The organism is Maribacter confluentis (genome assembly GCF_030505015.1).
Classification (GTDB): Bacteria; Bacteroidota; Bacteroidia; order Flavobacteriales; family Flavobacteriaceae; genus Maribacter; species Maribacter sedimenticola.
This window is the reverse complement of record NZ_JAUKUC010000001.1, coordinates 1,775,247-1,798,834: the sequence shown is the minus strand read 5'-3', so window position 1 is coordinate 1,798,834 and position 23,588 is coordinate 1,775,247. Positions and strand designations below refer to the sequence as shown.

Sequence of the window (23,588 nt, the reverse complement as noted above, 5' to 3'; positions counted from 1 at the left end):
TACAACAGCGGCCGTTTATTTGGTCGCTGTTTTTTTAGCAACATTTTTACATGGTGTTACATCAATTTATTTCCAATTTCAAACCAGGTGTCTACACGTTCAAATCCTGATGTATTGATGTTATGTGGTGAGGTAAATTGCAACGCACGCCCATTAAATTTTTCAAGATTGTAATTTCTGTCATCGATCAGGACATCACCCTTTAAAATATGCTTATGTCCGCATAGAATTCTATTCTGCCATGGAATAAAAGGAAAATGTTCATCTAGCCAATCGCTCTTTTCCTCTAATGAATTAGGAAACTGCATAGCTGCCGAGGCTATATAGACATCATGTTTGTTAGATAATTGTGCAAGTATTTCCTGGCTACCTGGTATAGGTTTTAAGTTTCTGAAAAAACCACGTCTGGTAGCATGTTTTTTAACACTCTCTTGGTGGGCTTCCGGTACCATACGCCATACTTCAGAGCCCGCACATAATTCTGTAGTCAATTCCCCTTTAAATTCTTGATTGTAAAGCTCAATGTGCGCTCCGTAGGTATCCGCTATGACCTCGTCCATATCCACAAATATGATCATGTTGTTCAATTTTATGACGAAGTACGTAAAATTACACCTTATAATAAAATGGGATATTGAACCAGCTGTAATTTTATAAAAGTCAAAAAATTGGGATTTTGTTGATTCATTTAAAGCTTTCAAAGAGCATTAAAGGCAATAAAATTTGTAAACAAGCATAGGTTTTCAATTTAAAATCATCTAATTTGATAGTTAATTCTAAACAATCTTAATTATGAAAAAATCAATTATTTGTGTTGCAATGGCCAGTACATTATTATTTTCTAGCTGTCTAGGTTCTTTTAGTGCCTTTAATAATCTAAAGGATTGGAACCAAGGAGTGTCTGACAGTAAATTTGTAAACAACCTTGTATTTTGGGGTCTAAATATAATACCGGTTTATGGTCTGTTCTTTTTGGGAGATACCATAATTTTCAATGTTATTGAATTTTGGAGCGGTTCTAATCCAATTGCCATGAAAGAAGGAGAACAAGAAACGCAAATGGTAGAAAGAGACGGAAATACTTTTGAAATGACCGCTACTAAAAACAGAATGCAGATTACGGTTGTTGAGGGACCTAAAAAAGGAAAAAAGATAGATTTGGTTTATAAGCCAAGCGAAAAATCTTGGAACGCGGTAAGACCAAATGGAGAAATTATTAAATTATCTTCCTTTGAAGAAGGATTTTATATTGTTTATATGCCCAATGGACAGGAAATAAAAATTAATCCGTTAAGTTCAAAAGAGGAAGGTTTGGCCCAAATTAAGGAACAGACAGATTGTTATTATTTAGAAGGAATGTTAGCTTCAAATAATTAATAACATAGTGGTCAACAAATAAAAAAGGTCCTGATTTTCGTCAGGACCTTTTTTTGTATAATGAACTTATTAGTATCTATAGTATTCCGGTTTAAACGGACCTTCTACGGTTACCCCAATATATTCGGCTTGATCTTGCTTTAATTCGGTAAGTTCCGCCCCTAAGCGGGATAAGTGTAATTTGGCAACCTTTTCATCTAAATGTTTAGGTAGCATGTATACCTTGTTCTCATAAGAATCGCTATTTTTCCAAAGCTCTATCTGTGCCAAGGTCTGGTTGGTAAAAGAATTGCTCATTACAAAACTAGGATGTCCTGTGGCACAACCTAAGTTTACCAATCTTCCTTCTGCCAATACAATTAGATCCTTGCCGTTAATGGTATATTTATCTACCTGTGGCTTGATTTCATCCTTGGTGTGGCCATGGTTTTTGTTTAACCAGCCCATATCTATTTCATTGTCAAAGTGGCCTATGTTACAAACAATGGCCTTATCCTTTAATGCTTCAAAATGCTCGGCTCTGATAATATCCTTATTACCTGTGGTGGTAATAACGATATCCGCATTACCTATTACCGTTTCCAATTTTTTGACTTCAAATCCGTCCATACAAGCTTGTAGGGCGCAGATTGGGTCAATTTCGGTAACCGTAACTATAGATCCGGCACCTTTGAACGAAGCCGCCGTACCTTTGCCAACATCTCCATAACCCGCAACAACAACGCGTTTACCTGCCAACATGGTATCCGTGGCCCTACGTATGGCATCTACCGCACTTTCCCTACACCCATATTTATTATCAAATTTTGATTTGGTAACAGAGTCGTTCACATTAATGGCGGGCATAGGTAGTGTACCATTTTTTACACGCTCATATAAACGATGTACTCCTGTAGTAGTTTCTTCTGAAAGTCCTTTAATACCTGCGGCCATTTCAGGATATTTATCCAGCACCATATTGGTAAGGTCGCCGCCATCATCAAGGATCATGTTCAACGGTTTTCTGTCCTCTCCAAAAAATAAGGTTTGTTCAATGCACCAATCAAACTCTTCTTCGTTCATACCCTTCCAGGCATAAACAGGCACACCGGTTGCGGCAATTGCGGCAGCAGCCTGATCTTGGGTAGAAAATATATTACATGAGCTCCAAGTTACCTCTGCGCCCAATGCGGTCAATGTTTCGATCAACACAGCTGTCTGTATGGTCATATGTAGACATCCGGCAATACGCGCGCCCTTTAAAGGTTGTTCATTTTTGTACTCTTCTCTTAACGACATTAATCCCGGCATTTCAGCTTCTGCCAGTTCAATTTCTTTCCTTCCCCAATCGGCAAGTGTAATATCCTTAACCTTATAAGGCACATACGGTATAGTTTTCGTGCTCATATCTATATTATTTTATACTTTCGTTTATCCGTGATCAGCAATTTTTATGAAGTCACAAAGGTACGAATAACCCTAAGAATCCCATGCCGCTTTACAAAACAATAACAATTGATAATGATACCTCCCTTGCCATTTGGAAGGTTGAGGAAACTGAGGAAATGTTGTGGGATAATGTTGAGCTCAGTCCACATTGCCAATCACGGTTCAATGGTATGAAATCAACTTTGCACAGAAGGGCCTTTTTAAGTATTAGGCACTTGTTGGCCCAGTATGGGTATACGGATTTTGATCTGGTGTATGATGATAATGGTAAACCACATTTAAAAGATGGGAAATATATTTCTATAACCCATTCCCATAATTTTACGGGAATCATTATTAGCAGTACGCTAGAGGTTGGCATTGATATTGAGATGCAGCGAGATAAAATATTGCGCATTGCGCATAAGTTTACCCCGTTTGAGGAATACCGTACCTTGGCAAATACTGCTGCCATTATTAGGAAACTTACCATTGTTTGGGGCGCTAAAGAATCCTTATATAAAATTTATGGGGAACGCGGATTAAGCTTTCTGCAGCATATAAATGTACAGGATTTTTTATTTGATGATTGTAGCACAACAGCTGAAATAATTTACAAGGGTACCCTTTCTCATTATCAAATACATTTTTTGGAATTTGAGGATTTCACTTGTGTGTATGCGGCAAAGAATAGAATATAACTAATCATTTTTCAATAAATTTTTATGGAAATTTCAGTAGAATTAACTTTTTCACCCCTACAGAACGATTTTGAGGAACATATCATTCAATTCATACAGAAGTTAAGGCAATCTGGATTGACCATTTTGGAAAACCCGCTGAGCACACAGGTCTATGGATCTTATGATAAAGTTATGGAAGTATTGAACCAAGAAATTAAAATTGCATTCAATTTAATGGACCGTGGACTTCTGTTCATGAAAATTGTAAAATCTGATAGAAGTAACTATGAGCCCCATTTTTGATTATTTTTTTGGGCAGTACAGTACGTATGACACTATAGATATAATACTTGAAATCACTGCCGTAATTTTTGGCTTACTGTCAGTTTGGTTTTCCAAACAAAACAATATTTGGGTATATCCTACCGGATTGTTAAGCACATCAATTTTCGTCTATTTATTATTTAAATGGGGGTTATTGGGAGATATGCTTATCAATGTCTATTACTTTATAATGAGTTTATATGGTTGGTATATATGGACTAGAAAGATAGATGAGACCCATGTTACCCCTATTACTACCGTTACCAAAAGAGAGCATATAATCTCATTACTTATTTTCCTGACAACCATTGTATTTGTTTATATTGTGTATCAAGTTTTTGATAAATGGAATAGTTGGACCGCTTATGTAGATACGATAACAACAGCAATCTTTTTTGTGGGAATGTGGTTAATGGCAAAGAGAAAAGTAGAAAATTGGATATATTGGATTATTGGAGATATAATATCCGTCCCATTATATTTTTATAAAGGTTTTACATTCACTAGTTTTCAGTATTTAATCTTTACAATACTGGCCATATATGGTTATAATGCATGGAAGAAAAATATAAACAGCAGCCGTCCAATATCTTAAAGGTTGTTCTTTTTGGGCCCGAGTCTACGGGAAAAACAACATTATCAGAGCAGTTGGCCAGGCATTACCATACGGTATGGGTCCCGGAATATGCCAGAGAATATTTACAGGATAAATGGAACAATGAACGCAAGACCTGTGAACCTCATGATTTGTTACCTATAGCAGCAGGCCAAATGAGGCTGGAAAACGAACTGACCAAAAAAGCAACTAATATTTTGATTTGCGACACTGATCTTTTGGAAACAAAAGTATATTCGGAGGCATATTATATTGGTGATTGTGACCCTATCCTTGAAAAGTACGCCTTGGAGAATGCCTATGACCTGTATTTGCTGACCTATATTGATATACCATGGGAGGCGGACGATCTACGGGACAAACCAAATGAACGCGCAGAAATGTTTTCCTATTTTAAGGAAACCTTGGAAAAATACGGTAAAAATTTTATTACCTTGAAGGGTGACAAGAAAACCAGATTGAAAAAAGCCATTAACCATATAGACCAGTTATTAAATACATGATACAGTTTACAGAGAACGACGAAAAACAATTGAAGGAAAAAGGTATTGCCAAGGAAAAGGTAATGGAACAGATCAATACCTTTAAAGAGGGTATCCCCTTTGTTAACCTTCGCAATGCGGCCATAATTGGAAATGGAATCTTAAAATTCAGCCCATCCGAAGAGAATGAGCTGATCAAGTTATACGAGCACAAATTGACCAATTTGGAGGTTATGAAATTTGTACCGGCTTCTGGGGCTGCTTCTAGAATGTTCAAGGCTTTGTTCAATTTCTTGGATGTTTACGATCCAGCTAAGGAAACGCTTAAAGATTATCTGGGGAGAACAGGTGATAAGGATATCAAGATTTTTTCTGAAGGCATGGAACGCTTGCCTTTTTATGAATTGGTAATCAGAAGATTGCCCAAGAAAAATGGAACAGAAGGTGAAGTTGTTTATCATTTTGTAACAGAGCTTTTAGGTGAAAATGCATTGAATTATGGTTTTTTTCCTAAAGGTTTATTGCCTTTTCATAATTACAACGGTACTACGGCCACTCCTTTTGAAGAACATTTAAAGGAAGGCGCTCTTTATGCAGGTGCCAATGGTAAGGCAAAATTACATTTTACGGTATCTGGCCAACATGAGGAAATGTTTAAGGAAGAGTTTGCAAAAGTAGGTCCTAGAGTAACTAACGATACCGGATTACAATATGAGATTGACTATTCATTTCAAAAATCGTCTACGGATACGTTGGCCGTTGATATGGAGAACAAACCTTTTAGAAATCCAGATGGTACGGTACTTTTTAGGCCGGGCGGTCACGGTGCATTGATAGAAAATTTAAATGATCAGGATGCGGATATTATTTTTATTAAAAACATAGATAATGTAGCCGTTATGAAAGATGCCAAAGAGGTGGCCGATAGTAAAAAGGTTTTGGCCGGAACGTTATTGAAAGTACAGGGAAAGGCGTTTGAATATGCCAAACAAATAGAGGAAGGGCAACTAACGGAAAATGAAATTGAGGAAATCAGTTCTTTTTTAAGGGATGAACTTAATGTTAGGTTCAATAAAGATTTTTCAACAATTTCCATGAATGAACAGATTGCAGTATTGAGAGACAAGATCAATAGGCCAATACGTATTGCCGGTATGGTTAAAAATGAGGGCGAACCAGGTGGTGGGCCTTTTTGGGTGACCAATGCCAATGGTGAAGTTTCATTACAGATTATAGAATCCGCACAGATAAATATGGAGGATAGTCAACAAGCGGATATTATGAGGAACTCAACACATTTTAATCCTGTGGATTTAGTGTGCGGAGTAAGAAATTTTAAAGGGGAAAAGTATAATTTGCTCAAATTCGTTGATGATAAACAGGGTTTTATTACGGGGAAGACCAAAGACGGTAAGGAGCTGAAAGCTTTGGAATTACCAGGATTATGGAACGGAGCAATGGCATTTTGGAATACTATTTTTGTTGAGGTTCCTTTGGTGACCTTTAATCCTGTTAAGAGTGTTGTAGATTTATTAAAGGAGTCGCATCAGGTTTAACACTAACTTATTATGAAAATAAAAAAGTGTGTAGTTTCTATACACTTTTTTATTTGGATACAATTTTACACAGTATTGATTTTGATTTATTGTTTGTTAACTATATAATAATCAATTAATTAATCAATTTATCTGGTCTTGTTCTTTTTTGGCATAATTATTCTAAGTAGGGATAGTAAGAATGTTTAATTTAAAAGCAATACAGATGAGAAAAATAGTTTTGGCCACAGCATTGGCAATAGGTAGTATATCAATAGGAACGGCGGCAACACCCATAATTTTTCATGATGGTATCATGGAAGAAGTCATGCAACAGGATTTTCAGGAGATAGCGGTATCAGAAGTTCCGTCTCCGGTTATCCAGGCATTGGAAGAAGATTATGCGGGAGCAGTTTTAAATAAGGCTTATGTAGATGAAAACAAGACATATAAGTTAGAGGTAACCAATGAAGATGGGACCATGGTAGAATTATTTGCCGATGAAGATGGAAATTGGTTGAATATGTAAATTCCCCCAAATATTTAGTTGTTTATGTAAAAGCTGCCTAGGCAGCTTTTATTAGTTGTAATAAGTAAAAAAACTAGAGCTGTAATCCATTCCTACATTTAGACCGTAGATAAGTAGAGAGAGAAATTTTTTAATGATTAAAATATTTAGGATGAAAAAGAGTGTGTTACTTTCTTTAATGGCAATAGGCATTATGTGTAATGTTTCTGCCATGAACGTTTCTGAATAGCAAATAATAAAATTGTCATCAATAATACTGATGAATATGTCAAAATTAAGTCAAGTGACCTTACTCCTCCGGTAATAGAGGAAATTTTAAAACAATATCCAACATCAAAACTTGGTGCCGCCTATAAAAATAATAGTGGTGAATTTAAATTGATAATGGTTTTGAAGAGCGGTACAAGAAGGACTGTTTATATTGACCAATATGGCAATTGGATAAATAAAAAATAAACTTATTTGGTCATTAAGATCAAAAAAAAACTGCAATCTGCAGTTTTTTTTATTTTAAATGTGACCTGTTTAAAAAAGTGGTGTCTAAATAAGTATAGCAGAATTATGAACAAATGGTCACTATAATTTTTATTTCGATAACAATGGCGATTACGATATTGACAGTAGCGGTAATTTCAAAAATATGTTGGGAACGGTAAAAATTAAAAAATCACTTTCGCGTAAACACTAACCGTTAACTATGAAGGTGCCACCAGAATTAATTGAATTTTAAAATATTCCCCGAGGTTGACTAAGTCTTGTTTGATTTGATGCAAAATTAATAAAGGAGTTGATTTAAAATTTTAAAAGTAAAGTTTGATAGGTGGTTTTAAGGAGTTGCATTTGCAACTCCTTTTTTTTTAATAGGTATACGTCTCTCCGACTTGTTCATTAAGGGTGTGTAAAGTTTACCCACTCTATACTTGGTTTACCAATATTACCCAACTTGTAAAACTTATATATAACCATAAACACCTAATTTTCAGTGTTTTGCTGGGTGTGTGATTCTTTGGCATATTTATTACTTAAGTATAGATAACAGAATGATTATTAATTTAAAATAGATTAAGATGAAGACATTATTTTTATTAGGAGCAATAACTTTAGGAGGGTTTACGGCAAATGCACAAGATGCTTTATTTTCTCAATCAGGAATCGTACATAATGAAGTAAAGGAAATAATGGTTACGGCCAATGATTTCACGGAAATTTCAGTTTCACAGGTTCCCCAAGCCGTAATGGATGCCATTTCAGCTAATTTTCCAACGGCAAATTTGGATAAGGCATTTACCAATGAGGAAAAGCAGTATAAATTAGTCCTTTCATTAGAGGATGGTACTCAAGGAACAGTATATGCAGATGAGGATGGTAATTGGCTGGACATGTAAATTTTAAGTGTAATTTAAGTGTAACTTGTATATACAAGTTGGTTTGGTCGGGTAAGAGTAGGTCATATACTACTCTTACCTTTTTTTATGGAAAATAGAATTAAAAGGTTTAAGATAATTTTAAAATACAAATAGCTGGCATATGGTATTTTTACGTAGATACTTTAGAACACGTAAACAACTATGGCCAAAATCCTAATAATTGAAGATGATGCTGCTTTTGCCCAAATGCTTCAAAAGTTTTTGATCAGAAACAATTTTGAGGTTTTGGTTAGTCATACAGGTGCCGATGCCGAGAATATAATAAAAGAAGGAAATTTACAATTGGTCATTACTGACCTTAGGTTGCCCAATTATGATGGCTTGGATTTGGTATCGGCATTACAGGGAAAGATACCTATAATTGTCATGACCGGTTATGCAGAAGTGGCCTCAGCGGTCAAGGCTATGAAAATGGGTGCTTATGACTATATCTCCAAACCCTTTACGCCCGATCAAATGTTGGCCGTTATCGATGGAGCTTTACAGGCCAAGCCTTTAGAACCTAAGGTAAAAAGTGCTGATAAGAATCAGGAAAAAGAATTACAAGTGCAACGGGCACAACAAGGGGTATCATCAGATAAAACTACGGGGCTATTACTTGTGAGTGATGCCACGCAGAAACTGGAAGAATATATTTCGTTGGTAGCGCCAACGGATATGTCCGTTCTCATCATTGGAGAAAGCGGTACAGGTAAGGAGGTGACCGCCAAGGCCATTCATGAAAAAAGCTTGCGAAAAGAGCAGCCGTTTGTTGCTTTGGATTGTGGTGCCATACCCAAGGAATTGGCATCCAGTGAATTTTTTGGTCATTTAAAGGGTAGTTTTACAGGAGCCATAGCAGATAAAATAGGAAGTTTTGAAGCGGCCAATGGTGGAACCCTTTTTTTAGATGAGGTAGGTAATCTTTCTTACGAAAACCAAATGCAATTGCTAAGGGCTTTGCAGGAGCGTAAAATCAAAAGAATTGGTAGTAACAAGGAAATTAATGTAGATGTCAGAATTCTCTCTGCCACCAATGAAGATTTAAAGGCTGCGGTAGAGAAGGGTACATTTAGGGAAGATCTATATCATAGGCTAAATGAATTTTCTTTGCAAATACCCGCACTTAAGGATAGACATGGGGATTTAAAGGCTTTTGCAAATTATTTTTTAGAAAAGTTCAATGGAAAATTAGGCAAGCAAGTGGCCGATTTTTCCCCTGAGGTTTGGAATGTTTTCAATACATACACCTGGCCTGGTAATATACGTGAATTGCAAAATGTAATTCAACGGGCCGTTTTATTATCAACGGAAAACACAATAGAAATACATGCTTTACCTGCGGAGTTACTTGAAAAAAAGGATGTTCCCAAAGATTTTGGAGCATTATCAAAAGCAGATTTTGAAAAGGAACAAATAATAAATGCCTTAAAAAAAACAAATTACAATAAGTCCAAGGCGGCCAAATTATTGCAGGTTACCCGAAAAACATTGTACAACCGTATAAATTATTATGATTTGGATGTGCTTTAATCCAAGCGCAATGATATGGCCTTAATAATAACGTTGATATTTTGTTTTACCGCAAGATGTTTTTCCTTTATTTGTTGAGCAGTAAGTTCCTTGCGTTTTAAGCGCTCAAATTGTTCTAGAACATCTACTACTTTTTTGGCATTCAATTGGCGGAACATAGGAAGCATTTTATGGGCCGTTTTGTTAATTTCAGTAATATTCAAAGCGTCAACGGCAGCAGTCAGATTTTTAGCATTCTCTTCTGTATCTTTTAAAAAAGTTGAAAGAATTTCGTTAAGCGCCGCTTCATCGTTTCCAATGAACATTTTTAGGGTATCAAAGGTAAATGGACCTTCTTTGACCTTAGTTTGTATAGGAGTTGTGGTATTCACTTTTTCTGTAAAGGTTATGGGGCCAAATAGCTTTAGTTTTTGCAGCAATTCTGTTTTAGAGAATGGTTTGCGAAACAGTTCATCAAATCCTTTATTCTTAAAATGTTCAACGCTTAGGTCGTTCCTTCCGGTCATTGCAATAATGGGCTGGTCGGTATGGTTAGGAAATAATGGTGATCGCAGTTTAGTGACGACATCATAACCTGTGGCGTTGGGCATTTCAATATCGGTCAAGACAACATCATAATGAAAATTGACGGCTGTGTCGTATGTATTAAAATCGGTATATAAACGGGTGTTAATGTGTGCGGATTTCATCATCTCTCCAATTAGTTGTAAAAATGAAGGGTCATCATCGATTACTAGAGCACTATTAATTCGTTTCTTTTTATTGCTGCCAGATTGTGGTACGGTATTTAATACACCAAATTGTGTAGGTATTTTTAAAGTAAACTTGCTGCCACTCCCAATTTCACTTTTCAAAATAATTTTTCCGTTCAGTAGTTCCGTAAGTTTTTTGGTAATGGTGAGGCCCAATCCATAGCCTTCATGTTTTTTATTTGTAGTAGTGCCGGCCTGTGTAAATTCCTTAAAAATAAGCTTTTGCTGTTCTTTGGATATCCCAATACCCGTATCTTCTATGATAATGTACAATACGGGTTCATTTCTTATCTGTTTAATGAAAGCAGATAAGGATATTTTGCCCTGATCTGTAAATTTGAAGGCATTTCCCAATAGGTTAGATAGAATCTGCCTTAACCTAAAATCATCTAAAACTATTGGTTTCGTTAAAGATGTGTCCAGATTAAGAATGAGATCAATGTTTTTTTGAGAATATTGTGTAGCAATGTTGGTAGCACTTTCCCGCAGCAGTTGGTCCACGAGAAAAGTATTGTTCTTGGCAACCATTTTTCCGGCCTCCAATTGTGAGAAATCCAATAGGTCGTTCACAAGATTGTTTACATATCCGGTGGCAGATTTAATATGGTTCAAATGTTCTTTGTCTATGGTTTTAGATGTTTCAATAAGTTGGGTATACCCAGAAATGGTATTAAGGGGTGTTCTTAAATCATGGCTTACGGTCGCTATAAGTTGTTCCCTACTTTTTAACAAGGATTCTGAAAGCTGTTTTTCCTTCTCCAGTTTTTCCCTGAGTAAGTTCACTTTCCAAAAATCGCGGTTCAGGATAAAGATGAATACCCCGACCACCAAAAAACCTAGTATCGCCGCAATAACGGCCAATTTTATACTTCTGTTCAATAACGTTTCCTTTTTAATGGAATTGGCCAAACTGTTCATAGTAATTTCATGCTCAAAGGAGGACAGTATGCTTCGCAATTGCTGGGTAAGTTCCATATCGGTCCTATTAATGGAGTTTTCGCGCATTGCCAAGGAATTTTCGGTATTATTGTTTTCCTGCTGAACGTCTTTTAGAAGATTTTTAGAAATAGTAAGTACACTATCCATACGTTGAGCTTTTAATTGGGGATTTTCATCCTGTGGTATATTGGCGTTAAGATAGTCCGCTACTTTTTTAATGGCGCTTTGGGCTTTTGGGGATAGTTCATCTATGTTGGGTGCCAAACTTTCTGGTTTTATAATTCCTAAGGATTCCTCAAGTTTATCGAATTCCTTTAATGCGGAGTCAATGGCTGAACTCGTTTGATCATTAATTTTTAGGGTTCTAAGGGCATTGATGTTGGTTGCTTTTTTTCGTAACAATGAATGTAGACTATCCAATAGACCTTTTTGATATGTGTTTTCGGTCAAAAGTTTAAGCGCCTCAATATCCGTGTAAATGGAATCTATTTTGTTTTGGTATGCCGTAAAGTTAGATTTACTTCTGGTCTGTATGGCAAGTTTTGACAAGCTTTCTGCTTCATATAGTTGGGCTAGAAAAGAGTTGGTCCTTAAGAGTTTGTTGTCCTTTTCTGTGGTAGTTTCAGTAGCAATATATGCGTTGACCTCATTATATATATAATAAGATGCTATAATGGCCAATAGGATAAGCAATAAATAACTTAAAGTGATTTTTATGGTGAAATTATTTTTCTTGGTGTCCATATAAATAAATTAAATCCTCTTTGAATGTACGTTTAAACGCTCATCCGTAGTTTTAAATTGGTGTTAATTATGAAGGCATTATTTTTCATGATTATGTTATGAGAGATGAAATTATGGTACTACATTTGTACCATCTCAAAGGGGTGCCCAAAGCTGACAAATGTTGGCCCAAAGCTGAGATTATACCCAAAGAACCTGGGCAGGTAATGCTGCCAAGGGAGGCGATGATCGCCATTAGGTGCAAACGTTGTCAAAAACTAAAATTTAGACAACAAAAATCAATAGGAACTTTAGAATAATAGCCCCTTTTATTCGTAGAATATATACGGATGAAACCAGTTATTTTTACAATTGTCGCATTTTTTACTTTTAACTTGGGCTTACTGGCTCAAGAGCAGGAAATAGATTCTTTACAAGGTAGTAAGGTTGTTTTAGATGAGGTGTTTGTATCTGCCCTAAGGGTAACCAAATCGTCTCCGGTAACTTTTTCAAATTTGACCAAGGAAGAAATTAAACCTAGGAATTTAGGGCAGGATATTCCTGTATTAATGAATTTTTTACCCTCAGTGGTTACTACCACAGATGCAGGTGCCGGTGTAGGTTATACCGGTATACGTGTTAGGGGTAGTGATGCCACCAGAGTCAATGTTACCATTAACGGCGTTCCTTATAATGATGCAGAATCTCAAGGGACCTTTTGGGTTAATATGCCAGATTTTGCCTCTTCTACGGAAAGTTTGCAATTACAGCGTGGTGTTGGTACTTCTACAAACGGTGCCGGCGCTTTTGGGGCAAGTTTAAATGTATTGACCGATGGCTTTTCTCAAGAAGCTTATGGTCAAATCTCTACATCTGTCGGGAGCTACAATACACTTAGGAACAACTTGAAGTTTAGTACAGGTATGTTGAATGACCAGGTTGAAATTTCAGGACGACTATCAAAAATTAACTCGGACGGTTATATCGATAGGGCCAGATCAGATTTAGACTCCTATTTTTTGCAGGGAGCCTATAAGGATGATAATACCTTGGTCAAAGCACTGCTTTTTGGTGGTCATGAAATTACGTACCAAGCTTGGTACGGTATAGATGCCGAAACCTTAAAGGAAGATAGAACCTTTAACCCTTCAGGTATATATACCGATGAAAACGGAAACACTCAATTTCATGATAATGAAGTGGATAATTACAAACAAGACCATGCGCAATTATTATGGAACGAGCAGATTTCCAATGAGTGGAGTACTAATTTAGCATTGCACTATACAAGGGGTAGGGGTTACTTTGAACAATATAAGGAAGATGATGATTTTGCAACCTATGGTTTTGAGCCTATAACCGTCAATGGCGAGGAAATCACCGAAACGGATATCATAAGAAGACGTTGGTTGGATAATGATTTCTATGGAACGGTTTTTTCTGCGAATTACAAGAAAGAAAAGTTAGATTTAATAATAGGTGGTGGTCTAAATAAATATGAAGGCGATCATTTTGGTGAGGTTATCTGGGCTAGATATGCCAGTAATAGTAATTACCAAGACCGTTATTATGATGATAGTTCCGCTAAAACAGATTTTAATCTATATACAAAGGCAAATTATCAATTAAACGAGCAATGGTCACTATATGGAGATGTGCAATATAGAACTGTTGGTTATGAGGCTAATGGTGAGGATACCGGTTTGGTTGACGATACCTTCAACTTTTTTAATCCAAAGGCAGGGATAATCTTTGATCTTAATAAGAACAATAATTTTTATTTATCATATGCAGTGGCCAATAGGGAGCCTAATAGAAATGATTATGAGAGTGGAAATCCAAAACCGGAACGTTTAAATGATTTTGAATTGGGGTGGCGTTATATATCTGCAGATGTTCAATTCAACACTAACGTTTATTATATGAATTATAGGGACCAATTGGTTTTGACCGGTGAGTTAAACGATGTTGGCGCCCCATTACGTGAAAATGTAGGGGAGAGTTATCGTTTAGGACTAGAAATAGATGCCAATATAGGATTAGGGGAAAAACTGTTAGTAAAACCCAATGTGGCAATAAGTACTAATAAGAACCAAGATTTTGTATTTGAAAGGGATGGAGTACTGCAAGAACTTGGAAAGACCAACATTGCCTTTTCTCCTAACTTCATTTTTGGAAATATTATTTCATATAACCCGGTCAATGAATTGAACATTTCATTTTTGTCCAAATATGTAGGAAAGCAGTATATGGGGAATATAGATTCTGATAATTCTATATTGGATGCCTATTCGCAAAGCGATTTGAATTTACAGTATACCATAACATGTAATGGATTCTTAAAAAGTATTGTTTTATCTGGTTTGGTCAATAATGTATTCAATGCCAAATACGTGTCTAATGGTTATTTCTATACCTATGACGATACGTTTAGCGTTTCTGGCACTACAACTACCATAGAAGGTGCAGGTTATTATCCTCAAGCAGGTACTAATTTCCTTCTTGGTGCCACAATAAATTTCTAGGAATATTATGAAGAAAACGGCATTGTAAATTTGTCTTAAATATTTAATGTAAATCAATTAGGTAAGAAAGAATACTCTAATTTAGGACCCTAATATTCAGGGGTTATGGAGGGTAATGTTCCGGTATTTGGAAGTAAGCTCAGAAACAATATTGTTATTGTTCCGGAAGTCATTTCCCAATGCTCTGGTATACGGGTTTTTGGACAGTCCATTAAATCATTCCTCTTTAGTACAGATGTGGCCATTATAAGGAATACGAATGCCAATGCTATAATAGCGGTATATCCTTTTACCCCACAGCCCGTAATTTCAAATGCTTTGATCTTGGCCGCGGACAAGCCCATTTTCTGTGGTGTGGGTGGCGGTATTACCACAGGTGTACGTTCTTTGGAGTTGGCCATCCATGCAGAATTCCAAGGCGCTTTGGGAGTAGTACTCAATAAACCAACGCCTAATAGTCTAATAACAAAATTAAAGGAGAAAATAGATATTCCGGTTACGGTCACCGTGGTATCCGGAAAAGAGGATATTCAAGGTAGGATAAAAGCGGGAGTAGATATTTTTAATGTGTCCGGGGCAGGCAATACGGTTGATATTATTAAAAAGATACGGGACATAGATACCAATGTGGCTATAATTGCAACAGGAGGTAAAACCAATGAAACAATATTGGAAGCCATAGAGGCAGGGGCCAATGCCATAAGTTATACCCCACCCAGTACGGGTGAATTGTTCAAAGGTATTATGGAAAAATATAGGTTAGAGGAATAATCAATTAGAGATCACAACGGTATTCCCGGTTAAAGAGGCGCGGTATTCCAACAAGTCATAATACCGTTTTCCGTCTTCCGGCCGGTTTAAAAGTTGACCGGTAAATAAACTATATTCATAATCTTCGCAGGAACACGTAACTACTTGGCCGTTTAAGCTCATGGTAGAACAATCATTTGGTGCATGATTGGGACAACTGGCTTCAAACGCCCTAAACTGATCAAAACCTGTATTTATGACAAAAACACCCCTTGTTCCGGCCAAATTACTTGATATAGGTATAGCAGTTCCAATATTTGTTAGTGGGTTATATTCTGGTAGGTTCAAATTGGCATCGAACCTAAAACTTACCTCCAATAAATAAGGATTTCTATTGGTGCCATCATTACTACATGAGATAAAAATTAGTAGAAATAGAATACTTAAATATCGGATCATGGTGTAATTTTGTTTTGAAAAACTTCAGCAAATGTGCGTAAAAAATATGTATATTTGTGTTAAATCCTCTCTTAAAAAGCCGTTATAAAAGGCATTTGCAGAGGATTTGTCTATTTATAAAACGAGGATGTTATGAGTAACGTATCTTATTATACTGCCGAAGGGTTAAAAAGGCTAAAAGCGGAACTAAACCATTTAAGGGACGTAGAACGCCCAAAGGCATCTCAGGCTATTGCGGAGGCTAGGGACAAGGGAGACCTATCCGAGAACGCAGAATATGACGCGGCAAAAGAGGCCCAAGGACTTTTGGAAATGAAAATCTCAAAATTGGAGAATACGGTAGCCAATGCACGTTTAATAGACGAGTCGCAACTAGATACTTCTAAGGTATTGGTGCTGTCTACCGTAAAACTTAAAAACCAAAATAACGGAATGGAGATGACCTATAAACTGGTGGCCGAAAGCGAAGCGGACCTAAAAGCGGGCAAGATTTCGGTAAGTTCACCGATCGGTAAGGGTCTTTTGGGAAAAAAAGTGGGCGATACGGCAGAAATTGTTGTGCCCAGTGGAGCTATCAAATTTGAAATTCTTGAAATTTCTAGAACATAGAAATTGTAATTTGTTATATTTAATCCTATCCCATTCTGGATAGGATTTTTTTGTGCCATTTAATATTAAAAAAAGATGCCAACTATTTTTACAAAGATCATCAATGGTGAAATACCATGTTTTAAGGTAGCCGAAGATGAAAATTTTTTAGCTTTTTTGGACATTAATCCTAATGCCAAAGGGCATACGCTTTGCATACCCAAAAAAGAGGTGGATAAAATTTTGGACTTGGATGAAGAGACATATATAGGCCTAATGGCTTTTTCTAGGAAAGTGGGCAAGGCATTGCAGCAAACCGTAGCGTGCAAAAGAGTGGGTATGTCCGTAATAGGTTTAGAGGTTCCCCATGTACATGTTCATTTAATTCCCTTGAACAATATGAAGGATATTACATTTCAGCACAAGGTATCACTTAGTGATAAGGAATTTACAGATCTTGCCAAGGCCATAGGTGCTAAAGTTGAATAGCGCCTGTGATATAAAGATAGATTACCCCTGCTATGAGTGCTATGATAACCAAAAAGAGACTATAAAATAATAGTGTAGGTTTAGAGGATTTTTTGGCAGGCACAGCAGTTTTTTGATAGTAATTGTACATACGTTCAATATCTTCCGTCCAACTTATAGGGTAAATAGTGGTCTTACAGGTATTGCATACCAATTTGTGACTTAGTTCTCCCGTAATTTTATGAAAAAAACGGCCATAGGTGTGTTTTTGAAAAAAGGTAAGGTTCAAATCTTGGTTGAAGCACTCGGGACAATTATTGTTAAGATTTGCCTCCTTTATGATGTTCAGTTTTTCCTTTGCCATAGATCAATGTAATACTTTAAGCGATATTTGCATTATAGTACCTTCTTTGCCAGATGACAATACTTTTATTTTGCCATCATGATATTCTTCCACAATACGTTTTACCAAAGAAAGGCCAAGGCCCCATCCTCTTTTTTTAGAAGTGAAACCAGGTGTAAAGATACTATTATAGTTGCTTTTTGAAATACCGTGACCGGTATCGGCAATCAATATATTCACAAATTTACCTTCAGGGACGATTTCTATGGCGATACTGCCCTTGCCGCGCATAGCGTCTATTCCGTTCTTGACTAAATTCTCTATGGTCCAATTATAAAGGGAACTATTGAGCATAACGGGTAACTTTTCCACCTTGGTCTGCAAGCTAAAATGAATGAGTTTGGAGCTTCTTCTCTTTAAATAATCATAAGCATCCTTTGTTTCCTTTACAATATCACTTTCAACAAGTTTAGGTAAAGATCCTATTTGTGAAAAGCGTTCTGTAATGGTTTGTAACCGATCTATATCCTTGTCTATTTCCTTGGTGATACTCGGGTTAATGTCTTCTGTTTTCAATAGCTCGTTCCATCCTAGCAATGATGAAAGGGGCGTACCTATTTGATGGGCAGTTTCCTTGGCCATACCTGCCCATAGTTTATTTTGCTCCGCGGCCTTGTTGGTTTTGAAAAGAAAATAGATAACGGCGGCAAAAAGAAATATGATCAAAAGAAGGGCAATAGGGTAAAACTTTAACTTGTTGAGTACCTCAGAATTTCCGTAATACAAAGTAGCTAAATGTTCGCCTTGTTGGTCTATTGAAATTGGGGTGTTCTCGTTCTTGAACTTGTTTAACTGTCGTTGGATATATAGGGAGTCATCAACCTTTGATGGAGGGAAATTATTGACCCTAATGGATTTATCCTTGTTAATAAGGATCATTGGGGTAGAGGTGTTGTTTTGAAATACCTTTAAATGTAAACTACCTAGATCAACGGTTTCGGAAGATTGTAGAAATTCTGATTGCGCAGTGGCCCAAATTTCCATTTTTAAACGTTCCTCTTCCTTAAATTGTTTAAAAAAACTGTTTGTATTCCATAAGATAAGGCTCACCACTACAAAAGAACCTATCAATAGAAAAATGTTGGAAATCTTGTTTTTAGGAATAAAGTTCATCCACGTGTATTCTAATATTAAGGATAACACCAAATGTAAATAATTGTTGTGTTGTTATTGTCCTTGCTTGTTTTAATACCGCATCATTTTATGTATTTTTGGACTTTATTGTAAAAAGAGTTCAACATGGAAATAGAAGGTAAAGTAAAATTGATCGGAGAAACCCAAACATTTGGTAATAATGGGTTTAGAAAAAGAGAATTGGTCGTCACTACGGATGAACAGTACCCGCAACATATAATGATTGAGTTTGTACAGGATAAATGTGACATGTTGAATAGCTATGCGGTTGGACAAGATGTTAAGGTCAGTATTAATTTAAGGGGAAGGGAATGGACCAACCCTCAGGGCCAGGTTAAATATTTCAATTCTATACAGGGTTGGAGAATAGAGAACGTATCACAATCCCAACCAGAAGGAATGCCACCGGTACCTCCAATGGAAGCTTTTGAGCCGGCAGACAATTTAAACGAAGAAGACCATGACGATCTACCTTTTTAAAAAGGTAATTATTATAAATGGTTTAAGTATAAAACTTGTTCAGCTATAAGTTGGGCAAGTTTTTTATTTTAGGACAATAAATTTCAGATAAGTGAAAAGTCCACATAGATTGTTCTATTTAACGGATAGGTTAGAATTTCCACCTGTTGAAACTGCAAATAGCGAAGGTCTTTTGGCCGTTGGTGGTGATTTGTCCGTGGAGCGGTTGGTATTGGCCTATACAAACGGAATATTTCCGTGGTTCAATGATGAATCGCCCATATTGTGGTGGAGTCCCGACCCTAGAATGGTCTTGTATCCGGATAAAGTAAAAATTTCCAAAAGTATGCGTAAGGTACTTAGGGACAATCGTTTTAGATTGACCAAGAATACCTGTTTTCAACAAGTTTTGGAGCATTGTTCTAGTATTGAAAGAGAAGGGCTAGATGGTACTTGGATAACGCAAAATATGAAAAAGGCCTACTGTGCAATGTATGAAAAGGGCTATGCAACATCCTATGAGGTGTGGGAGCAAAATGAACTGGTTGGTGGTCTGTACGGTATTGATCTAGGTCATATTTTTTGTGGGGAGAGTATGTTCAGTTTAACATCCAATGCATCCAAATTTGCCTTTATCAAATTGGCGGAAGATTTACATGCTAAAGGATATAAAGCCATAGATTGCCAATTATATACTGCGCATTTGGCCAGCTTGGGTGCACAGGAAATGCCTAGGAAAAAATTTATGGAGTTGTTGAAATAATCATGGTAATACCTTAATAGAGGACATGGTCATAATTCTGCGGTAGTGCTATGCGTTCTTGCCTTAAATTTCCATCTGCATCAAATAACAATTCATACTGATCGTGGCGCTTATTCTTTTTGCCAGCAACAATAAATTTATAGTGTACCGTAGGTAATAGTAGATTTTGAAAGGCGTTTTTAAAAGTTACGTCTATAGTTTCGTTATTTGAATGATATTGCTGTTGTATACTCTTTATTTTGTATTTGGAGAACATATTGTCTAAATATGAATCTATTTGGGAATATGAATCATTGGGGATATCCATACGCTTTATCTTAATCTGTATCAACTCTAAATCACCATTTTCTTGAAATTGTACGCCATACCAAAGTTTGTCTTTTTTAAATTTTGCAAGATAGACGGGTATAGAACTGTCTATTTCCTGGTAAAACTTTAGTCGTTTAATTTCTTGCACATGTTGATGGATCAATGAAAGGGAACGTGCCGGAAATTGGCTTTTTAATATTCTAAACTCTCGTTCAAATATCTCTTGAGCGCTAAGTACGGAACAGCAAGTAATAAATAAGACGGATATAAGGACTAATGATCTGCTCAAAGGAATTTGCATTAAGAGTTAAACTTGGTGATATCTAAAACAATTGATTTCATGATCGTTCACCATTCCGGTTGCCTGCATAAAGGCATATATAACAGTGCTGCCAACAAATTTAAAACCGCGTTTCTTCAAATCTTTACTAATTTTGTCGGATAGTGGTGTATTGGCTGGTGCCTCTTTATAATGAAGCACATTGTTTGTTATAGGCCTATGGTTTACAAACCCCCAAATATAATTACTAAAACTGCCAAATTCGTTTTGGATTGCAATGAAACTGGTTGCATTACTTACCGTAGACCTTATCTTTAATCGGTTTCTTATAATACCTTCATTTTCCATTAACGACAAAACTTTCTTTTCTTTGTACCGTGCAATTTTTTGGTAATCAAAATTATCAAAAGCTTTTCTGAAATTTTCTCGTTTGCGTAAAATTGTAATCCAACTTAAGCCTGCTTGAAAAGTTTCCAACACCAGGAACTCAAATAAAGTTGCATCGTCCTTTACTGGTGATCCCCATTCAATATCATGATAAGCTTCGTATAGATCATCACCTAAGCACCATCCGCATTTGTTTAATTTTTCCATATAATATAACTGTCCTTAAAAATACTTTAAATGTAGTTAACTCTTTGAGGTTTAGGAGAAGTAGCCCTTTTTTGTTAAATCTTTAAAATTATTACGGATAATATTTCCTTAAACAGAATAGCAAAACTATCGTTAAAATTTGTAAAACTATTATTTAATAATAGTAATACTATTAAATTTGTGTTTGTTTTATTTTTTTGATATGGAAAGATTATTACAGGGAGTCAAGATTAGTATTAACGATAAGTTATATGTTAAGGATCCGGAATCTTCAGAGCTTGGTAAAAAGATCATTGAGCACAGCATACTAATGATTAACAAATTAGGATGGGAGAGCTTTACATTTAAAAAATTGGGAAAGGAAATAGGATCCAACGAAAGTTCTATATACCGCTATTTTGAAAATAAACATAAGCTGTTGTTATACCTGACGTCATGGTATTGGGGTTGGATGGAGTATCATTTGGTCTTTGCTACCCATAGTATTCAAGATCCTAAGGAAAAGCTACAAAAGGGAATAAATATTCTAACCAGTGAAGTTAAAATGGATTCGTCCTTTTCACATATTAACGAAGTTGTTTTAAATGAAATAGTGATCAATGAATATTCCAAATCCTATTTGACCAAAGAGGTAGATCAGGAGAATAAGGAAGGATATTTTACAGTATATAAAAGAATGGTGGGTAGAATTGGTGAAATGATCAAGGATGTCAACGACTCTTATAAGTTTCCTTCCAGTTTGGCAAGCACCCTTTTGGAAAGTGCTTTACATCAACATTTTTTAAAGGACCATTTCTCTACATTAACAGATTGCAACGACAAGGTAACTATTGCCGAGTACCTGACACATCTAGTTTTTAATACACTAAATAGACCAATAAATGAGTAAGAAACTTCTAACCTCATGGCAGCGTTTTCTAGGACTTTTAAAACTGGACAAACGAGATATATTCCAAGTATTTTATTATGCCGTATTTGCAGGTATTGTCAACCTATCCTTGCCATTGGGTATACAGGCTATTATAAACTTGTTGCAAGGCGCCCAGGTGAGTACATCGTGGATCGTACTGGTAATATTGGTGACTCTTGGAGTGGCGTTCGTAGGAATATTGCAATTAATGCAGATACGGATCATTGAAAATGTACAGCAAAAAATCTTCACCCGTTCTTCATTTGAATTTGCCTATAGGTTTCCCAAAATTAAAATGAGTGAGCTGCACAACTACTATCCACCGGAATTGGCAAATAGGTTTTTTGATACGTTGACCATTCAAAAGTCGTTGTCCAAAGTTTTAATAGATTTCCCGGCTGCCTTACTGCAGATTGTTTTTGGGTTGTTGCTACTATCCTTTTACCATCCATTTTTTATAGCCTATGGTTTGCTGTTGTTACTGCTTATTTATATCGTGTTCAAGTTTACCGCACAAAGAGGGCTGGACACAAGTTTAGATGAGTCAAAAAGCAAATACCAGGTAGTGCATTGGCTGCAGGAAGTGGCAAGGTGTATTGTTAGTTTTAAGCTATCCGGTAAAACATCCCATGCATTGGAAAAGAATGATACCTTGGTTGTGGGGTATCTCAATGCTAGGGAAAGCCATTTTAGGATATTGGTGCTCCAGTTTATACAGATGATCGGTTTTAAAGTCTTGGTAACGGCCGGACTTTTATTGATCGGGGGGCTTTTGGTTTTAAACCAAGAAATGAATATTGGACAATTTGTAGCGGCGGAAATTATTATCCTTTTGGTGATAACCTCGGTGGAAAAATTGATTTTGGGTCTGGAAACTTTTTATGACCTATTGACCTCCTTGGAAAAAATGGGCCAGGTGGTAGATAAGGAGCTAGAGCCTCAAGATGGTGAAAAACCCTTTACCGATGATGAATCGTTGACCATAGAATTAAATGATATAACCTATAGTGTTCCGCATGACAAACGGGTAATCATTTCAAACCTTAACTTGACCATTACCCCAAATTGTACCATCTTATTACGGGGTAACAGCGGTTCGGGAAAAAATACGTTGTTGAGAATCATAGCAGGAATTTTAGAACCGGATAGCGGTGGAGTGTATGTAAACGGCGTTTCCCTAAGGGGTATGAACTTAAATTATTACCGCTCCAAGCTAGGCCAATCATTGTTGGAAGAATCTCCTTTTGAAGGGACCATTTTGAATAACATAACTTTTGGGGACAAGGATGTTACTAATGAGCAGGTATATTGGGCTTTGGACAAAGTAGGCTTGACCGATTTTGTTAAGAGCCAGGCAAAAGGATTGAATACCATAATTTATCCTGAGGGCAAACAGATACCCCATACGGTATCCAAAAAAATAGTTTTGGCAAGAAGTATCGTGAGAAAACCCAAACTATTGCTATTAAAAGATCCTTTGGAACAATTCAATATTGATGAAGCTGATAAAATCTTGAAATTTTTAAGCGATCCTGTCAATGGTTGGGCATTGGTGGTGGTTAGTGAAAATGATAAATGGATCAATACATGTTCTCGTGTAATTACGATGGAAAAAGGAAAAATAATTAACGAATTGTAAG

26 protein-coding genes are annotated in these 23,588 nt (G+C 36.3%); 18 read left to right on the top strand and 8 right to left on the bottom strand.

The window, feature by feature from the left end; all coding sequences use genetic code 11:
• Window positions 1-56: 56 nt before the first annotated feature.
• Window positions 57-578: a 5' nucleotidase, NT5C type gene (locus tag Q2T41_RS07910; RefSeq protein WP_304435636.1), complete on the bottom strand. Its 522-nt coding sequence runs from the start codon at window positions 576-578 to the stop codon at window positions 57-59.
• Window positions 579-792: 214 nt separating this feature from the next.
• Here Q2T41_RS07910 and Q2T41_RS07905 point away from each other — a divergent pair, with 214 nt between their 5' ends.
• Window positions 793-1,377: a DUF3332 domain-containing protein gene (locus tag Q2T41_RS07905; protein ID WP_089260902.1), complete on the top strand. Its 585-nt coding sequence runs from the start codon at window positions 793-795 to the stop codon at window positions 1,375-1,377.
• 69 nt (window positions 1,378-1,446) lie between these two features.
• Here the strand turns inward: Q2T41_RS07905 and ahcY are convergent, their stop codons facing one another.
• Window positions 1,447-2,763, bottom strand: a complete 1,317-nt coding sequence (gene ahcY, locus Q2T41_RS07900) for an adenosylhomocysteinase (RefSeq protein WP_304435635.1) — start codon at window positions 2,761-2,763, stop codon at window positions 1,447-1,449.
• A gap of 83 nt (window positions 2,764-2,846) precedes the next feature.
• On the opposite strand from ahcY, the gene Q2T41_RS07895 reads away from it, so the two are divergent.
• The 8 genes from Q2T41_RS07895 to Q2T41_RS07860 all read left to right on the top strand — a co-directional run bounded on the left by Q2T41_RS07895 (window position 2,847) and on the right by Q2T41_RS07860 (window position 9,892).
• Window positions 2,847-3,485 carry a 4'-phosphopantetheinyl transferase family protein gene (locus Q2T41_RS07895; protein WP_304435634.1) on the top strand — a complete coding sequence of 213 codons (639 nt, stop codon included), beginning with the start codon at window positions 2,847-2,849 and terminating at the stop codon, window positions 3,483-3,485.
• Between the two features lie 24 nt (window positions 3,486-3,509).
• Window positions 3,510-3,770: a thiamine-binding protein gene (locus Q2T41_RS07890; RefSeq protein ID WP_304435633.1), complete on the top strand. Its 261-nt coding sequence runs from the start codon at window positions 3,510-3,512 to the stop codon at window positions 3,768-3,770.
• Complete coding sequence (gene pnuC / locus Q2T41_RS07885; RefSeq protein WP_304435632.1) at window positions 3,754-4,386, top strand: nicotinamide riboside transporter PnuC; 633 nt, start codon at window positions 3,754-3,756, stop codon at window positions 4,384-4,386. The genes Q2T41_RS07890 and pnuC overlap by 17 nt, the downstream gene beginning before the upstream one ends.
• Window positions 4,347-4,910: an AAA family ATPase gene (locus Q2T41_RS07880; protein ID WP_304435631.1), complete on the top strand. Its 564-nt coding sequence runs from the start codon at window positions 4,347-4,349 to the stop codon at window positions 4,908-4,910. The genes pnuC and Q2T41_RS07880 overlap by 40 nt, the downstream gene beginning before the upstream one ends.
• The gene (locus Q2T41_RS07875) at window positions 4,907-6,445 is read left to right on the top strand and encodes a DUF4301 family protein (RefSeq protein WP_304435630.1); all 1,539 of its coding nucleotides are present in this window, start codon (window positions 4,907-4,909) and stop codon (window positions 6,443-6,445) included. Before Q2T41_RS07880 ends, Q2T41_RS07875 begins: the two co-directional genes overlap by 4 nt.
• Before the next feature lie 205 nt (window positions 6,446-6,650).
• Window positions 6,651-6,953, top strand: coding sequence for a hypothetical protein (locus tag Q2T41_RS07870; RefSeq protein ID WP_304435629.1), 303 nt, complete (start codon window positions 6,651-6,653; stop codon window positions 6,951-6,953).
• A gap of 1,067 nt (window positions 6,954-8,020) precedes the next feature.
• A complete protein-coding gene (locus Q2T41_RS07865; RefSeq protein ID WP_304435628.1) occupies window positions 8,021-8,338 on the top strand; it encodes a hypothetical protein in 318 nt (105 codons plus the stop codon).
• 183 nt (window positions 8,339-8,521) lie between these two features.
• Window positions 8,522-9,892, top strand: coding sequence for a sigma-54-dependent transcriptional regulator (locus tag Q2T41_RS07860; protein WP_304435627.1), 1,371 nt, complete (start codon window positions 8,522-8,524; stop codon window positions 9,890-9,892).
• Here Q2T41_RS07860 and Q2T41_RS07855 read toward each other — a convergent pair.
• Window positions 9,889-12,327, bottom strand: coding sequence for a hybrid sensor histidine kinase/response regulator (locus tag Q2T41_RS07855; protein ID WP_304435626.1), 2,439 nt, complete (start codon window positions 12,325-12,327; stop codon window positions 9,889-9,891). The genes Q2T41_RS07860 and Q2T41_RS07855 overlap by 4 nt on opposite strands.
• Window positions 12,328-12,425: 98 nt before the next feature.
• Between Q2T41_RS07855 and Q2T41_RS07850 the strand changes: the two genes are divergently transcribed.
• The 3 genes from Q2T41_RS07850 (at window position 12,426) to Q2T41_RS07840 (ending at window position 15,602) form a co-directional block, all read left to right on the top strand.
• Window positions 12,426-12,626: a hypothetical protein gene (locus tag Q2T41_RS07850; RefSeq protein WP_304435625.1), complete on the top strand. Its 201-nt coding sequence runs from the start codon at window positions 12,426-12,428 to the stop codon at window positions 12,624-12,626.
• Between the two features lie 30 nt (window positions 12,627-12,656).
• A complete protein-coding gene (locus tag Q2T41_RS07845) occupies window positions 12,657-14,831 on the top strand; it encodes a TonB-dependent receptor (RefSeq protein WP_304435624.1) in 2,175 nt (724 codons plus the stop codon).
• A 105-nt stretch (window positions 14,832-14,936) separates the two neighbouring features.
• Window positions 14,937-15,602, top strand: a complete 666-nt coding sequence (locus Q2T41_RS07840; RefSeq protein WP_304435623.1) for a beta/alpha barrel domain-containing protein — start codon at window positions 14,937-14,939, stop codon at window positions 15,600-15,602.
• Here Q2T41_RS07840 and Q2T41_RS07835 read toward each other — a convergent pair whose 3' ends face one another.
• On the bottom strand, window positions 15,603-16,040 hold the full coding sequence (locus tag Q2T41_RS07835) for a Rieske (2Fe-2S) protein (protein WP_089260887.1): 438 nt from the start codon (window positions 16,038-16,040) through the stop codon (window positions 15,603-15,605).
• Between the two features lie 132 nt (window positions 16,041-16,172).
• Here Q2T41_RS07835 and greA point away from each other — a divergent pair, with 132 nt between their 5' ends.
• Window positions 16,173-16,649 (top strand): transcription elongation factor GreA, encoded by a 477-nt coding sequence (gene greA, locus Q2T41_RS07830; protein ID WP_089260886.1) that lies wholly within the window; start codon window positions 16,173-16,175, stop codon window positions 16,647-16,649.
• Between the two features lie 75 nt (window positions 16,650-16,724).
• The gene (locus Q2T41_RS07825; RefSeq protein ID WP_089260885.1) at window positions 16,725-17,117 is read left to right on the top strand and encodes an HIT family protein; all 393 of its coding nucleotides are present in this window, start codon (window positions 16,725-16,727) and stop codon (window positions 17,115-17,117) included.
• On the opposite strand, the gene Q2T41_RS07820 is transcribed toward Q2T41_RS07825, so the two are convergent.
• Window positions 17,104-17,460 carry a hypothetical protein gene (locus Q2T41_RS07820; protein WP_089260884.1) on the bottom strand — a complete coding sequence of 119 codons (357 nt, stop codon included), beginning with the start codon at window positions 17,458-17,460 and terminating at the stop codon, window positions 17,104-17,106. The genes Q2T41_RS07825 and Q2T41_RS07820 overlap by 14 nt on opposite strands.
• 3 nt (window positions 17,461-17,463) lie before the next feature.
• Window positions 17,464-18,612 carry a sensor histidine kinase gene (locus tag Q2T41_RS07815; RefSeq protein ID WP_089260883.1) on the bottom strand — a complete coding sequence of 383 codons (1,149 nt, stop codon included), beginning with the start codon at window positions 18,610-18,612 and terminating at the stop codon, window positions 17,464-17,466.
• A gap of 126 nt (window positions 18,613-18,738) precedes the next feature.
• On the opposite strand from Q2T41_RS07815, the gene Q2T41_RS07810 reads away from it, so the two are divergent.
• Together Q2T41_RS07810 and aat are read left to right on the top strand one after the other, a co-directional pair.
• The gene (locus Q2T41_RS07810; protein WP_089260882.1) at window positions 18,739-19,113 is read left to right on the top strand and encodes a DUF3127 domain-containing protein; all 375 of its coding nucleotides are present in this window, start codon (window positions 18,739-18,741) and stop codon (window positions 19,111-19,113) included.
• Window positions 19,114-19,204: 91 nt separating this feature from the next.
• Window positions 19,205-19,855, top strand: a complete 651-nt coding sequence (gene aat / locus Q2T41_RS07805) for a leucyl/phenylalanyl-tRNA--protein transferase (RefSeq protein ID WP_304435622.1) — start codon at window positions 19,205-19,207, stop codon at window positions 19,853-19,855.
• Window positions 19,856-19,868: 13 nt separating this feature from the next.
• On the opposite strand, the gene Q2T41_RS07800 is transcribed toward aat, so the two are convergent.
• Both Q2T41_RS07800 and Q2T41_RS07795 read right to left on the bottom strand, forming a co-directional pair.
• Complete coding sequence (locus Q2T41_RS07800; RefSeq protein ID WP_304435621.1) at window positions 19,869-20,453, bottom strand: hypothetical protein; 585 nt, start codon at window positions 20,451-20,453, stop codon at window positions 19,869-19,871.
• A gap of 18 nt (window positions 20,454-20,471) precedes the next feature.
• Complete coding sequence (locus Q2T41_RS07795; RefSeq protein WP_304435620.1) at window positions 20,472-21,038, bottom strand: DNA-3-methyladenine glycosylase I; 567 nt, start codon at window positions 21,036-21,038, stop codon at window positions 20,472-20,474.
• Between the two features lie 202 nt (window positions 21,039-21,240).
• On the opposite strand from Q2T41_RS07795, the gene Q2T41_RS07790 reads away from it, so the two are divergent.
• Both Q2T41_RS07790 and Q2T41_RS07785 read left to right on the top strand, forming a co-directional pair.
• A complete protein-coding gene (locus tag Q2T41_RS07790) occupies window positions 21,241-21,927 on the top strand; it encodes a TetR/AcrR family transcriptional regulator (protein ID WP_304435619.1) in 687 nt (228 codons plus the stop codon).
• The gene (locus Q2T41_RS07785) at window positions 21,920-23,587 is read left to right on the top strand and encodes a peptidase domain-containing ABC transporter (protein ID WP_304435618.1); all 1,668 of its coding nucleotides are present in this window, start codon (window positions 21,920-21,922) and stop codon (window positions 23,585-23,587) included. The genes Q2T41_RS07790 and Q2T41_RS07785 overlap by 8 nt, the downstream gene beginning before the upstream one ends.
• Window position 23,588: the final 1 nt, after the last annotated feature.

Coding starts and splice junctions, on each gene's coding strand:
- Q2T41_RS07910 (WP_304435636.1), bottom strand. CDS start 578: ATGATCATATTTGTGGATATGGACGAGGTCATAGCGGATACCTACGGA.
- Q2T41_RS07905 (WP_089260902.1), top strand. CDS start 793: ATGAAAAAATCAATTATTTGTGTTGCAATGGCCAGTACATTATTATTT.
- ahcY (WP_304435635.1), bottom strand. CDS start 2,763: ATGAGCACGAAAACTATACCGTATGTGCCTTATAAGGTTAAGGATATT.
- Q2T41_RS07895 (WP_304435634.1), top strand. CDS start 2,847: ATGCCGCTTTACAAAACAATAACAATTGATAATGATACCTCCCTTGCC.
- Q2T41_RS07890 (WP_304435633.1), top strand. CDS start 3,510: ATGGAAATTTCAGTAGAATTAACTTTTTCACCCCTACAGAACGATTTT.
- pnuC (WP_304435632.1), top strand. CDS start 3,754: ATGAGCCCCATTTTTGATTATTTTTTTGGGCAGTACAGTACGTATGAC.
- Q2T41_RS07880 (WP_304435631.1), top strand. CDS start 4,347: ATGGAAGAAAAATATAAACAGCAGCCGTCCAATATCTTAAAGGTTGTT.
- Q2T41_RS07875 (WP_304435630.1), top strand. CDS start 4,907: ATGATACAGTTTACAGAGAACGACGAAAAACAATTGAAGGAAAAAGGT.
- Q2T41_RS07870 (WP_304435629.1), top strand. CDS start 6,651: ATGAGAAAAATAGTTTTGGCCACAGCATTGGCAATAGGTAGTATATCA.
- Q2T41_RS07865 (WP_304435628.1), top strand. CDS start 8,021: ATGAAGACATTATTTTTATTAGGAGCAATAACTTTAGGAGGGTTTACG.
- Q2T41_RS07860 (WP_304435627.1), top strand. CDS start 8,522: ATGGCCAAAATCCTAATAATTGAAGATGATGCTGCTTTTGCCCAAATG.
- Q2T41_RS07855 (WP_304435626.1), bottom strand. CDS start 12,327: ATGGACACCAAGAAAAATAATTTCACCATAAAAATCACTTTAAGTTAT.
- Q2T41_RS07850 (WP_304435625.1), top strand. CDS start 12,426: ATGAGAGATGAAATTATGGTACTACATTTGTACCATCTCAAAGGGGTG.
- Q2T41_RS07845 (WP_304435624.1), top strand. CDS start 12,657: ATGAAACCAGTTATTTTTACAATTGTCGCATTTTTTACTTTTAACTTG.
- Q2T41_RS07840 (WP_304435623.1), top strand. CDS start 14,937: ATGGAGGGTAATGTTCCGGTATTTGGAAGTAAGCTCAGAAACAATATT.
- Q2T41_RS07835 (WP_089260887.1), bottom strand. CDS start 16,040: ATGATCCGATATTTAAGTATTCTATTTCTACTAATTTTTATCTCATGT.
- greA (WP_089260886.1), top strand. CDS start 16,173: ATGAGTAACGTATCTTATTATACTGCCGAAGGGTTAAAAAGGCTAAAA.
- Q2T41_RS07825 (WP_089260885.1), top strand. CDS start 16,725: ATGCCAACTATTTTTACAAAGATCATCAATGGTGAAATACCATGTTTT.
- Q2T41_RS07820 (WP_089260884.1), bottom strand. CDS start 17,460: ATGGCAAAGGAAAAACTGAACATCATAAAGGAGGCAAATCTTAACAAT.
- Q2T41_RS07815 (WP_089260883.1), bottom strand. CDS start 18,612: ATGAACTTTATTCCTAAAAACAAGATTTCCAACATTTTTCTATTGATA.
- Q2T41_RS07810 (WP_089260882.1), top strand. CDS start 18,739: ATGGAAATAGAAGGTAAAGTAAAATTGATCGGAGAAACCCAAACATTT.
- Q2T41_RS07795 (WP_304435620.1), bottom strand. CDS start 21,038: ATGGAAAAATTAAACAAATGCGGATGGTGCTTAGGTGATGATCTATAC.
- Q2T41_RS07790 (WP_304435619.1), top strand. CDS start 21,241: ATGGAAAGATTATTACAGGGAGTCAAGATTAGTATTAACGATAAGTTA.
- Q2T41_RS07785 (WP_304435618.1), top strand. CDS start 21,920: ATGAGTAAGAAACTTCTAACCTCATGGCAGCGTTTTCTAGGACTTTTA.